We start from the raw sequence: 13,388 nt of genomic DNA on the forward strand, positions 1-13,388 counted from the left end.
CGCGCAGGTCGCCGCCGCGCTGTCTAGACAGACGTCCAGTCTGCCGTCGCCATCGCAACGGCGACCTGCGCGAAAACAGCAACGGTGACGCCTGCGCGGAATAAATCAGAGGGTCCTTAAGTGACTGCCTCTATCATTGGTGCGCTCCGTCCCCAATATCCACGGAAGCCTCCACACTTCGAGGTAGCTCATGGTAGATACCGATGTAAGGCCGCCCGATCCGCTACAACCGGATACACGACAACCCGATCCACAACAACCTGATCCACGACAGCATGTAGTGATCCTTGGCGGCGGTTTCGGTGGCATCGCTGCCGCCCGCCAGCTCGACGACCCGTCGATCCGCGTCACCTTGATCGACCGGCGCAACCATCATCTGTTCCAACCCCTGCTCTATCAGGTCGCCACCGCAGGGCTCTCCGCCCCCTCCATCGCCGCACCGTTGCGACAGATCCTGCGCAAGCAGCGCAATGCGACCGTGCTGCTCGATGAAGCGGTCGACATCGACCTCGATCAACGCCGCGTGCAGCTCGCACACGGCACGCTGGACTATGACTTCCTGATCGTCGCCACCGGCGCCACGCACGCTTATTTCGGGCACGACGATTGGGCACGCTACGCACCCGGCCTGAAGACGCTGGACGATGCCTTCACCATTCGTCGTCGCGTATTGCTCGCCTTCGAACACGCCGAGCGCGAGGACGATCCGGCGCGCCGCCAAGCCTGGCTCAACTTCGTCGTGGTCGGCGGCGGCGCCACCGGTGTGGAACTGGCCGGCACCTTGGCCGAGATCGCCCGCCACACGCTGCCGCGCGAGTTCCGCCGCAGCGATCCGCGTCGCGCCAATGTGCTGCTGGTGGAAGCCGGCCCGCGTCTGCTGCCGGCCTTCGCGCCCGATCTATCGGAGAAGGCGCGTCGACAGCTGGAACGATTGGGCGTGGAAGTACGCACCGGTACCGCCGTCACTGCCATCGACGGCGACGGCGTGACACTGGGCGACCAGCCCCTGCCCGCACGAACCGTGCTATGGGCAGCCGGTGTCGCCGCCTCGCCACTCGGCCAGAAACTGCATATGCCGCTGGATCGCGCCGGCCGCGTGCAGGTCACGCCCGAACTCAACCTGCCGCATCATCCCGAGGTCTTCGTGGTGGGCGATCTCGCCAGCGCCAGCCAGTCCGACGGCAAACCCGTGCCCGGCGTGGCGCCCGCCGCCAAGCAGATGGGGCGCCATGCGGCCTTGCGCATTCTGGCGCGGCTGCGCGGCGATAAGGCGGCCCAGCCATTCCGCTATCGCGACGATGGCGCGCTGGCCACCATCGGCCGCATGGCCGCCGTCGCGCAGTTTGGACGAGTGAAGTTTTCCGGCCTGTTCGCCTGGTGGGTGTGGCTGGTCGCCCACGTGTACTTCCTGATTGGTTTTCGCAACCGGCTGGTGGTGCTGTTGGATTGGGCTTGGGCGTACTGGACCTATCAACGCCATGCACGCATCGTCACTGGCTCCGATGAGCTGCATGGCAAGGGCGAAGCCTTGCCGGATGAGGTCTAGCCATGAAGAATCCACCGTTCCCCTCGAAGGATTCCGCCGTGTCTTCCCAGCTCGAACAACTGCGCCAATACACCACCGTGGTCGCCGACACCGGCGACATCGAAGCGATCGCCCGCTATCGCCCGGTGGATGCCACCACCAATCCTTCGCTGCTGTTGAAAGCGACCGAGCTGCCGGCCTATGCGCCACTGATCGATGAGGCGGTGCGGTGGGCCAAGGCGCAGAGTGGGTCGCGTGAGCAGCAGTTGATCGACGCTGGCGATCACTTGGCCGTGGCGGTGGGCCGCAAGATCGTCGAACTGGTGCCCGGCCGCGTTTCCACCGAAGTGGATGCGCGCCTATCGTTCGACACCAACGCCACCATCGCCAAGGCCGAGCGTCTGATCGGCCTGTATGAAGAGGCCGGTGTGCAACGCGACCGTATCCTGATCAAGATCGCTTCCACCTGGGAAGGCATCCGCGCCGCCAAGTTGCTGGAACGTCGCGGCATCCAGTGCAACCTCACCCTGCTGTTCTCGTTCGAGCAGGCGGTGGCTTGTGCCGAGGCCGGTGTGTTCCTGATCTCACCCTTCGTCGGTCGCATCATGGATTGGTACGTGGCCAACACCTCCACTAAGAGCTATGCGCCGGACGAGGATCCGGGCGTACTCTCCGTGCGCCGCATCTATGCCTGGTACAAACGCCACGGCTTCGACACGGTGGTGATGGGCGCGAGCTTCCGCAACATCGGCCAGATCCAGGCATTGGCAGGCTGCGATCGACTCACCATCAGCCCGGATCTGCTGGAAAAGCTTGAAGCAAATCAGGATGTGCTGCCGCGCGTGCTGCAGGACGACGGCAGACGCGAAGAGAAAATCGCGCCGATCAGCGAGCCTGCGTTCCGCTGGGGTCATAACGAAGACGCCATGGCGACCGACAAGCTAGCTGATGGCATCCGCAAGTTTGCTGCCGATCAGCGCAAGCTGGAGACGCTATTGGCGGCAAAACTCTAGAGGGATATGAGGAACGAGAAACGAGGGGTACAAACTCGTTTCTCATTCCTCTCCACTTATTTCTCGGCCGTCGTCTCGTCTGCGCGCCACCCACCACCCAGCGCCCGCACCAACTGCACGCTGGCACGCAACTGCCGCGTATCCAGATCGAGCAGACTGCGTTGCGCGTCAAGCGACACCGTCTGCGCCTGCACCACGTCGAGATAACCCACCGCGCCCTGCTTATAGCGATCCATCGCCAGATCCAGCGAGCGTGTCGCCGCTTCGGCAGCATCCTTTTGATCCGAACGCGCTGAGCCGTAGTGATCCAGTTGCGCGAGGCTGTCTTCCACCTGCTGGAAGGCGGTAAGTACCACGCCGCGATAATGCGCACCCGCTTCGTCGGTCGCCGCCTTCGCCGCTTCCACACTCGCCTTGCGGCGACCACCGTCGAACACATTGAGGAGCAAGCTTGGCCCGATCGCCCAGAAGCGATTCGGCGCGGCAAGCAGGCCCGCATATTCGGCGCTCTGAAAGCCGCCCAGCGCACTCAAGTTCAGTGACGGGAAGTACGCCGCCCGTGCCACGCCGATGCGTGCGTTCGCAGCCGCCGTGCGCCGCTCTGCTGCGGCGACATCAGGGCGACGTTCCAACAAGGTGGACGGCAGACTGACCGGCACCGTCGGCAACGGCAGTGTTTTCGTCTCTGGCGCCAGGCTGAACTTAGAGGCGGATTCGCCGACCAGCACGGCGATCGCATGCTCGACCATGGCACGTTGCGCCTGAGTCTGCGAACCCATCGACTTAGCCGAAGACAGCTGCGTTTGCGCACGCGCCACGTCCAGCCCCGAGGCAATGCCACCAGCGTGTCGCGTCTGCGTCAGCTGCAATGCTTTTTCGTACGCGGCGATACTTTCCTGCAGCAGCTTGATCTGCTGATCCAGTCCGCGCAGCACGATGTAGTTGTCGGCCAGCTGCGCCTGCAAACTCAAACGCGCGGAAGCGAGGTCGGCGGCCGCAGCCAGTGCATCGTCTTTGCCAGCCTCAACGGTGTTGCGCACGCGGCCCCATAGATCCAGCTCGTAGTCGACCTGGGCACCCAGCGTGTAGCTGTTGTAATTGGCCGAGGACGTGGCGCCACGCAACGGCCTGGTCTCCGATTGCCGGTCACGCTGCGCGTTACCACTCGCGCCGATTTGCGGGAACAACCCCGCACGCGCCTGCATGCTGTACGTCTGCGCCTGCTGATAGTGCGCCAGTGCGGCGGCGAGATCGGCGTTGTTGTGGAGCAGGCGCTGCTGCAATTGATCGAGCTGTGCGTCACCGTAGAGCGTCCACCAAGCGTCGCGCGGCAACTGGTCTGCCGGCTGCGCTTCGACCCAACCCTTGCCAAGCGCGGAGCCGTGCTCCTGGTACTGCTCCGCTACCGGCACCTGCGGCGTTTTGTAGGCCGGCGCCAGCGAGCAACCGCTCAGGGTGACTGCCAGTGCGAACGTCAGCGCACGCTCAGGCCTGCTTTTCATTGCCATGCTCTTTGGCCTTGGCCAATTCGGTCGCTGGGGAGGTCTGTACGTGATCGCCATCGGCGAGGCCGTCTGGCGGGCTTTCGATCACGCGATCGTCTTCGCCGAGGCCCGAGCCGATCTCCACCGACTTGCCGTAGTCGCGCGAGATGGTGACCTTCTTGAACAACACTTTGCCGTCCGTGCCCAGCGTCGCAACGCGCGGCCCATGATCGTCGAAGATCAACGCACTGGCCGGTATACGCAGCGCGGTAACGTCAGCCGGGCGATCCAGCTTCACACTGGCAAAACTACCAGGCATCAGTTTGCCATCGGCATTGTCTGCAGCGAGCTGAATCAGCGTGGTGCCGGACTCGGCATTCACTGCGCCCGCCGATGCCTCAACCCTGGCCTGGAACGTGCGCCCTGGATACTCCGGCACCGTGAGCTGGGCGATGGCACCGGGCTTAATCAATGGCGCGTAGTTCTGCGGAACGCGCACGTATACGCGCAGCTTGCGCATGTCGGAGACCACGAACAGCTCCGGGCCACTGCCGCTACCAGCATTGATCAGTGCGCCCACGTCGGTTTCGCGCGCGGTCACCACACCATCGAACGGAGCCACGATGCGGGCAAAACCCTTCATCGCCTCGATGCGGTCCAGGTTGGCCTTCGCCGCTTTGGCGATCGCCTGTTTTGCGGTGTAGTCGCCGTTCTTCTCGTCCACTTCCTGGCGCGACACTGAGTCGGAACCGAGCATCGCCTGCCAGCGCTTGGCCGTCGTGGCGGCGAGTGCGGCGTTCGCTTCGGCACTGGCGAGGTCGGCCTTGGCCTGCAGCAGTTGTTGATCGAGATCGGGCGTTTCGATTTCCGCCAACAGCTGGCCGGCCTTCACCGGCGCACCGATATCGACCTTCCAGGATTTCAGGTAACCACTGACGCGCGCGTAGATCGGCGCACGCGAATAGGCTTCCAGACGGCCGGGCAAATCCAGCGAGGAACCTCTATCGCTGCGCTCCGCCGCCACCACGCTGACCGTGGGCACGGCGTGTGCCTCGGTCCAGCTTCTGAGCTTGCGCGCGTCGTTGGCGCGAGTGGCGACGCCGCTCACCGCCACGACGACGATGACGATGACGATGATTGCGACCCACCCGGCGCGCTTCATGCGACGCGGAGAGATGGGGGTGGGCTTGTGGGTATCAGGCAACATGGGCGGGCTCTCCGGAAGCAAGTGCCGGGGCAGATGCGCGGCCATGCCGCGCGTGAATGATGCGGAACACTACGGGTACGAAGAACAGAGTGGCGACGGTGGCGAAGATCAGGCCGCCGATCACGGCGCGGCCGAGCGGCGCGTTCTGCTCGCCGCCCTCGCCCATGCCCAACGCCATCGGCGCCATGCCGATGATCATCGCCAGCGCCGTCATCAGCACCGGGCGGAGGCGCACGAAACCAGCCTCCAGAGCAGCCTGATGTGCGTCGCCATGTTCGGCCAGACGCTCGCGGCAGAAGCTCACCACCAGAATCGAGTTGGCCGTGGCCACACCCATACACATGATGGCGCCCGTAAGCGCGGGCACCGACAGCGTGGTGTGCGTGGCGAACAGCATCCACACGATGCCGGCCAGCGCGGCGGGCAGCGCGGTGATGATCACGAACGGATCGCTCCACGACTGGAAGTTCACCACGATCAACAGGTAGATCAGCACCACCGCACCGAGCAGGCCGAAGATCAGGCCGGAGAAGGCGCTGTTCATGGTCTGCACCTGGCCCAGCAGTGCAGTGGACGAGCCCTTCGGCAGATCCTTGGCGTGCGCGTCGACGATCTTCTGGATGTCTGCAGCCACTGCGCCAAGATCACGCCCTTGCGTGGTGGCGAAAATCTGCACCATTGGCTGGATGTTGTACTGGCTCACTACCGCATTGCTGGCGCCACGCGTCATGGTGGAGAGACCGCCGAGGATTTGCGACTGGCCGCCGCCGCTCGACGTCACTGGCAGGTTCTCCAGCGCGGATAGCGAATCGAGTTTGTACTGCGGCGTCTGCATCACGATGGGGTAAGAAATTTGGTTCACCGGGTTCAGCCAGAACGTCGGCGCCACCTGGCTGGAGCCCGCCAGGTTCACCACCAGGCTGTTGGAGACGTCGCGTTGGGTGACACCGAGCAACTGTGCCCGCGTGCGATCCACATCGATCGCGAAGGTCGGATTCGACTGCGACTGCTGGATGCGCGCGTCGGCCACGCCCGGCACGCGCCGGATCTCGCGCAACAACTGATTGGCGAAGGCGAAGTTCTTCGGCAGGTTGTTGCCGCGGATCTGTAGGTCGATCGGCGCGGGCGAGCCGAAGTTGAGGATCTGGCTGATGATGTCCGCCGGCGGGAACGAGAAGGTCACACCGGGAAATTCGCGCGGCAGCCGTTCGCGCATCTCGCGCACATATTCTGCCGTGGGGCGATGGCCTTCCTTTAGCGAGAGCTGGATATCACCGTCCCACGAACCCGTAATGCCGGTGTTGTTGTATACCGTGTTGATGCCACTGATGGACTGGCCGATGTTATCCACCACCGTGCCCAGCTCATCCGGTGGAATGATGCGCCGGATCGAGGCCTGCACATTGGCGAACAACGTCGCGCTTTCTTCAACGCGCGTACCGACCGGCGCACGCACGTGCAACAGGATCTGGCCGGCATCCACCGACGGGAAGAAGTTGCGCCCGAGGAACGGCACCAGTGCGAACGAAAGCACGATGAAACTAAGGAAGCCCACCACGAACACGCGTCGGTGTTCGAGCGCCATCGCCAACAGACCGTGATACACCGAACGCACCTGCTCGAAACGCGCCTCGAAACCACGCTGGAAACGCACCAGCGGATTACGCGACGGCGGCAGCACAGCGTTGTTGCCGTGCTCGTCGGTATGCGGCGCATGGGGCTTCAACAGGTATTTCGCCATCGTCGGCACCAGCGTGCGCGACAGGATGTACGAGCAGACCATGGCGAACATCACCGCCTCGGCCATCGGCACGAACAGATAGCGCGCCACGCCCTTGAGAAAGAACATCGGCACGAACACGATGCAGATGCAAAGCAGCGATACGAACGCGGGTGTCGCGATCTGCTGCGCGCCATCCAGGATCGCGGTTTCCACATCCTTGCCCTGTTCGAGATGCCAGTTGATGTTCTCGATGGCCACTGTGGCCTCGTCCACCAGGATGCCCACTGCCAGCGCCAGGCCACCCAGGGTCATGATGTTCATGGTCTCGCCCACCGCCGACAGCGCCGCGATGGAGCCCAGGATCGCCAGTGGGATCGAGGTGGCGATGATGACGCTGGAACGCCAGCTACCGAGGAACAGCAGGACCATCAGGCTGGTCAGCGCCGCCGCGATGATGCCCTCCTTCGCTACACCGCTGATCGCCGCGCGCACGAACATCGACTGGTCGCCGATCGGCGCGATCTCCAGCGCATCGGGGAACGAGTCTTTTGCAGCCGCGAGCTTCTGTTTCACGCCTTCGACGATCGCCAGCGTGGAAGCCGAACCGTTCTTCAGCACCGTCATCAGCACCGAACGGCCGCCGTCCACATGCACGATATTGGTCTGTGGCGGGTTGCCATCGCGCACATGGGCTACATCGCGGATGTAGACCGTGGTGCCATTCACCGTCCTTACCGGCAGGTCGCCCAGCGCGTTGATGTCCGACGGCGCGTTGTTGAGCTGCAAGGTGTATTCGTAGGAACCGATCTTCTGCGTACCGACGGGCACGATCAGGTTCTGCGCGGCCAGTGCATTGGCCACGTCCTGCGCCGACAGCCCTCGCGCCTGCAAGGCGGCCGAATCGATATCGATCTGCACCTGGCGCGTCTTGCCGCCGAACGGATACGGGATCGACGCACCCGCCACCGTGGTCAGCACCGGGCGCACCGCATTGATGGCGAGGTCACCCAGGTTTTGCTCGCTAAGGCCCTTACCGGACAGCGCGAGCTGAATGATGGGAACGGTGGATGCGTTGTAGTTGAGGATCAGCGGTGGCGTGATGCCCGGCGGCATCTGCCGTAGCATGGTCTGCGCAACCGCGGTCACCTGTGCGTTTGCGGTGGCTATATCGACCGTGGGCTGGAAGAAGATCTTGATCACACCGAAGCCCGCGATGGACTGCGCCTCGATGTGCTCCACGTCATTCACTGTGGTGGTCAGCACGCGCTGGAACGGTGAAGTGATGCGCCCCGCCATCTGATCCGGCGGCAAGCCGGTGTACTGCCACACCACGCTGATCACCGGAATCTTGATTTCCGGAAAAATATCCGTCGGCGTCCGCATCGCGGCCAGCGGGCCGATGATGAGGATCAGCAGTGCGAGAACAACAAAGGTATAGGGCTTCGAAAGCGCGACCCGGACGATGCCAAGCATGCGGGGACTCCGTGCGCGAATTGTGATGCAGGAATTTTCGCACGCACACGCCGTGCTCAACCGGCCGGATGGATGAAGATATTTTCATCTTGGCCGTCGAAGAATCACGTTGATCAGCAAACACCGCATGGGTGTTGGTTTTTGGGGATCGTCGTGACTTATGACACCCCACTGCAAGAAAGCCGTGGAACATCTCACGTCGACATGGAGCTCTTTTTTCACCCCATCTGGATATGACCACCTCCCGATGAGCGAGGGTTTGCTTTTGATCTTTGCGAAGCCATTGACCGGCTCCCAGCGGGCCAAACCCTTTGCTAGAGCCATGATGGGGTGTTGCACTCGGTCATTGAAACCGCCTTACTTTTCTCTGGTCAAACAGAGAAAAGTGATTCGAACCTCGGCAGCGGTTCGAAAGCCCGCGGCAGGCGAGCCAGGTCGCGACAACGTGAACATTGAAGCGGCAACACCACAGGATCTCAGCCTACGCCGAGGTGCCGAAATAGAAGCGGTATCGCAAGCACCCGCCCCTCACCCCAACCATCTCCCCCGTGCACAAATGGGTGAACGGGGACGAGGGAGCCAAGAGCGTCAGGCGCTGACGGCGCGCGACAAACAGGTACCCGGCACTTCGCCTGGCTTCACCGGATAGCAATACAACGTGATCCGCGCGCCCGTCGCCGCATCGCCAATATCCAACGCGTACCCATGCAACCGCACGATCGCACTGACGATGCTCAGCCCTAACCCCGACCCTCGCGTGGTCCGACTGTTGTCCCCGCGATAGAACCGCCGCGTCACCGCATCACGCTCATCCGCCGGAATGCCCGGCCCGCTGTCGAGAATGTCCACCCGCGGCCCGCGGCTATCCATGCGAGCCCGCAACCGCACCTGCCCGCCATTCGGCGTGAACTTGATGGCATTGCCCACCAAGTTCGCCAGCGCTTCGAACAGCAGATGCGCGTCTCCGCGCACGGGCTGCATCGGCTCTACCTCCAGAGCGAACGGCTGGCCGCGGTCCTCAGCCACGGGTGCGTAGAACTCGTGCACCTGTTGCAACACCCGCCCTAGATCCACCTCGGCGAAGCACGCGTTGCGATGGCTGTCTTCGAGTTCGGAGACGCGTAGCAATGCACGGAAACGTCCCAGCACCGCGTCTATATCCTCGATGCTCGCCTCCACCAGCGCCGCTTCGGGTTGCTCCGACAACTGCTGCTGCGCGCGATACAGGCGCGCGCGCAAACGGGTCAGTGGTGTACGCAGGTCGTGCGCGATGTTGTCGCACACGCCCTTCACTTCATTCATCAGGCGCTCGATCTCACCCAGCATGGTGTTGACGATGCCCGCCAGCACATCCAACTCATCGCCGCGCTTGCTTACCGGCAAACGCTTGGCGAGATCGCCCTGGCGGATCGGCTCGGTAGCCTGCTGCAAATCACGAATGCGTTTCTCCGGCCCGCGCTGCAATAGAAAGCCGCCGAACAGACCAGGGATGATGGTTAGCGAGAGGGCCCACAGAAGCGCGCGCCACACGATCACGCCGAGTCCGTCGACGGTGCTGTTGTCCTTGGCGATCACCAGTACGCGACCGTCCGATAGACGAGTCGCCAGTGCACGTGCGCGCACGCGTGATGCATCGCGATCGGGCCGCGGCATGCCGCGCGCCAACAAACGTACTTGGCCGTCGGCCGCGAGCTCGGACGGTATATGCGCGATATTGCCCGCTATCGCATGGCCACTGGCGTCGAACAAGCCCACAGACATGATGCCGTGCGGGTCGATGGCGCTTGCCGCATCCACCGCCGAGGGCAGCCGCTGCGCATCCGAATTGGCCAGATATTGCATGCGCTGTTCCAGCATCTGGTCGATCACGGTATTGAGATAGCGTGTGGTCTCCCACTGGATCACGCCGACCAGCACCAAACCCCACACGGCGAACAGTGCGCCATAGATCAGGATCAGGCGGGAGGTGGTGGAGCGCCAGGCGTTGGGACGAGCAGTCATGACGAGGCCCGAGCGTTCTGGGGTACTGAGGTGATCATGTAGCCGGTGCCGCGGACGGTGCGAATTAGTGGCGGCTGGCCAGTGCCGTCGATCTTGCGCCGAAGCCGGCCGATATGCACGTCGATGACGTTGGTGCCGGGGTCGAAACGGAAGCCCCAGACCGCCTCGAAAATCATCGTGCGGGTCAGTACCTGACCGCAGTGGCGCATCAGGCATTCCAGCAGGCGGTATTCCGTGGGTTGCAGGGTCAAGGGCTGGTCGTCGCGATAGGCCACGTGCCGCACTAGGTCCAGCTCCAGATTGCCGACGCGCAGACGGGTGTCGTTCTGCTGCGGTTGCCGGCGACGCAGCAGCACTTCGGCGCGGGCGGCCATCTCGTCTGGCGCGAACGGCTTGGTGAGGTAGTCGTCGCCGCCGGCACGCAGGCCGTGCACCCGGTCGTCCACATCGCTGAGTGCGCTAATCATCAGCACCGGCGTGTCGATCTGTTGCCGGCGCAACGCTGCAACCACCTCGACGCCTTCCATGCCGGGCAGCATGCGGTCGAGGGTGATCAGATCGTAGTTCTGCTCTGTGGCGCGCGCCAATCCTTCACGGCCATCGGCCACCCATTCGGCGGTCATGCCGTGCGCGCTCAGCTCGGCCACGATCTCACGGGCCGTGACTTCGTCGTCTTCGATAACCAGCACTCTGGGCATGATGTCGTTGACTGTCTCGGGAACGATGGACGATGTCAGCGCAAAAACTGACGGCCCCGCAGAGGGGGCCGTCATCATGGTAACGCCAGTTTTGGGAATCAGGCGGCGAAGAGGCCGCGCATCTTCTTCATCGCGTTCGCCTCGACCTGACGGATGCGTTCGGCGGAAACGCCGTACTCATCAGCGAGATCCTGCAGCGTGGCCTTTTCTTCATTGAGCCAGCGGCGCTGGATGATGTCGCGCGAGCGCTCATCCAGGTTCCGCAATGCGGCAGACAGCGTTTCCAGCTGGTTATCGGCCTGGTCGGCGTCGGCGACGTTCTCGTACGGATCGGCGCCTTCGTCGATCAGGAATGCTTCCGGTGCCGGCTTCGCATCATCGTCGGCATCGGCCGGCGCTTCGAAGCCGATGTCGCGGCCGGACAGGCGCGATTCCATCTCGCGCACGGTTGCTTCCGGCACGCCCAGATCCTTCGCCACCGTGCGCACTTCCTCGGCGTTCATCCAGCCCAGGCGCTTCTTGCTCTTGCGCAGGTTGAAGAACAGCTTGCGCTGCGCCTTGGTGGTGGCCACTTTGACGATGCGCCAGTTGCGCAGGATGAACTCGTGCATTTCGGCACGAATCCAGTGCACGGCGAAGCTCACCAGGCGCACGCCTTGGTCGGGGTCGAAACGCTTCACGGCCTTCATCAGGCCGATGTTGCCTTCCTGAATGAGATCGGCGATCTGCAGGCCGTAGCCGCTATAGCCGCGGGCCACGTGCACCACGAACCGCAGATGCGACATCACCAGCTTCCTGGCGGCAGCCAGGTCTTCTTCTTCGTTGTAGCGGCGCGACAGCGCCTGCTCCTCATCCTGGCTGAGCACCGGAATCCGGTGCACCGCCGAGATATAGGCATCCAGACTGCCAACGACACTAGGAACCGGCAGGTTGGCGGTCACCAAGGCTTGAGACATGTGTGGAACCTCCTGATGTGGGATCAGCTTAGCACTCGGGGACTAGGAGTGCTAAAGCGGCCAAAGAGTTCCAGCCGCTTTACTAAACCCAATAGTACACGAATCAAGAGGATTCGTCCACTGCCGCCAGGTACCGCCTCCCCCGACCTTGGGTCGCCAACCTCGACGATCAATATCGCTTGGCCTTGGCGTTGTAGTAGCTCAAGTCGGTCGATTCGAGCAGGCGACGCATGGCGGGCCCCAGGTGACTAAAGCCGTAGGCCTTCAGGACATCTTTCTTGCCGGGAATCTCGTATTGCCCTGAGATGCCGTCAGCGTATTTGCCATCGGCCACCACCCTCTCGGCCATGCCGGGCGGCCGTGGCAACTGTTCCGGCCAATGCTGACAATGCAAAGTCATTTGGGGGCACCAATGCCGATTTTCCGGATGGACCGGCTCCCGCTCGACCATGCCGATGATGGCTTTGGGACCGAAGGTCTTGACCACGTCCGCATAGAAGTCCGTCTCCAGCGTATGCCCCTCGACGGGCACCAGGGTTTCCAGCAGATTCAGGAACCGCGGGTCGTTTTTCGCGATGAAGAACTGCGTGGACAACGTGTCTTTCCGCTTGATGCCGAAATCGATCCCGGCACCATTGAGCAGCCTGGCGAGATACCCCTTGAGGCGAACCAACGGGTGCTTCGACTGCCTCCATTTCGGGCGCTGGTCGGTACTCCACGAGGACGCCGCAACGACGGCCTTGTCGTCACGAGCCAACAAGTCGATATAGCGCTGCAACATGCCCTGGTCGAAAACCCAGGTGTCGGCATCCAGATGAATGATGTAATCCGGGTTGTACTTGTCGGCCGCGGCGCGAAATGACTTTTTCACGAGATTCAGCGCGCCATCGATGATGGTCAGCGGCTGGCACCGGACCAGCTCATCCTCCATGTACGGCTCGTAAGAGGAACCCGAGCAGGCGTGCACAATCGGCCACTGCTCCGGGTAGTTGAGCTTCACGATCTCCATGTTGATTCGCGCGCAATCCTGGCGCTCGTGGGTGGTCATGCATACGACGACCTTCGGCCGGTTCGCTGCCGGAATCACCTTGCCCGAATCGTCGGCCACCTGGTCTGCTCCACTCATACTCGCTACGTCTCTCAATCCGTTAGTAGTCCACGCGTGCATCGTGGGATCGCACATTGTACTCGTCGCGGGATTTGCCTCCCTAGCGAAGCCAACACCCGCGGCTTTCAAGACCCCGCCGTGTTCCCAGCCTGCGCTATGCCCCGCTACCATGACGCGGCGCCGGTCTTGCCGGCTCCACT

9 protein-coding genes are annotated in these 13,388 nt (G+C 62.9%); 2 read left to right on the forward strand and 7 right to left on the reverse strand.

Annotation, left to right across the window (positions count from 1 at the left end):
• The first annotated feature begins 190 nt into the window (after window positions 1-190).
• Window positions 191-1,546 carry an NAD(P)/FAD-dependent oxidoreductase gene (locus OUZ45_RS14925; protein ID WP_266170924.1) on the forward strand — a complete coding sequence of 452 codons (1,356 nt, stop codon included), beginning with the start codon at window positions 191-193 and terminating at the stop codon, window positions 1,544-1,546.
• A 2-nt stretch (window positions 1,547-1,548) separates the two neighbouring features.
• Window positions 1,549-2,538 carry a transaldolase gene (tal, locus tag OUZ45_RS14930; RefSeq protein ID WP_345781261.1) on the forward strand — a complete coding sequence of 330 codons (990 nt, stop codon included), beginning with the start codon at window positions 1,549-1,551 and terminating at the stop codon, window positions 2,536-2,538.
• A gap of 56 nt (window positions 2,539-2,594) precedes the next feature.
• On the opposite strand, the gene OUZ45_RS14935 is transcribed toward tal, so the two are convergent.
• From OUZ45_RS14935 to OUZ45_RS14965, 7 genes are all read right to left on the reverse strand, one after another.
• Window positions 2,595-4,040, reverse strand: a complete 1,446-nt coding sequence (locus tag OUZ45_RS14935; RefSeq protein ID WP_266170926.1) for an efflux transporter outer membrane subunit — start codon at window positions 4,038-4,040, stop codon at window positions 2,595-2,597.
• Complete coding sequence (locus tag OUZ45_RS14940; RefSeq protein WP_266170927.1) at window positions 4,024-5,229, reverse strand: efflux RND transporter periplasmic adaptor subunit; 1,206 nt, start codon at window positions 5,227-5,229, stop codon at window positions 4,024-4,026. The genes OUZ45_RS14935 and OUZ45_RS14940 overlap by 17 nt, the downstream gene beginning before the upstream one ends.
• Complete coding sequence (locus OUZ45_RS14945; protein ID WP_266170928.1) at window positions 5,219-8,425, reverse strand: efflux RND transporter permease subunit; 3,207 nt, start codon at window positions 8,423-8,425, stop codon at window positions 5,219-5,221. The genes OUZ45_RS14940 and OUZ45_RS14945 overlap by 11 nt, the downstream gene beginning before the upstream one ends.
• A gap of 588 nt (window positions 8,426-9,013) precedes the next feature.
• The gene (locus OUZ45_RS14950) at window positions 9,014-10,426 is read right to left on the reverse strand and encodes a sensor histidine kinase (RefSeq protein WP_266170929.1); all 1,413 of its coding nucleotides are present in this window, start codon (window positions 10,424-10,426) and stop codon (window positions 9,014-9,016) included.
• On the reverse strand, window positions 10,423-11,124 hold the full coding sequence (locus OUZ45_RS14955; RefSeq protein WP_266171037.1) for a response regulator transcription factor: 702 nt from the start codon (window positions 11,122-11,124) through the stop codon (window positions 10,423-10,425). Before OUZ45_RS14955 ends, OUZ45_RS14950 begins: the two co-directional genes overlap by 4 nt.
• A gap of 98 nt (window positions 11,125-11,222) precedes the next feature.
• Window positions 11,223-12,080 (reverse strand): RNA polymerase sigma factor RpoH, encoded by an 858-nt coding sequence (gene rpoH, locus OUZ45_RS14960; protein WP_266170930.1) that lies wholly within the window; start codon window positions 12,078-12,080, stop codon window positions 11,223-11,225.
• Window positions 12,081-12,249: 169 nt separating this feature from the next.
• A complete protein-coding gene (locus OUZ45_RS14965) occupies window positions 12,250-13,206 on the reverse strand; it encodes a hypothetical protein (RefSeq protein WP_266170931.1) in 957 nt (318 codons plus the stop codon).
• Window positions 13,207-13,388 lie beyond the last annotated feature (182 nt).

This window comes from Dyella subtropica (assembly GCF_026283965.1).
Lineage (GTDB): Bacteria > Pseudomonadota > Gammaproteobacteria > Xanthomonadales > Rhodanobacteraceae > Dyella_D > Dyella_D subtropica.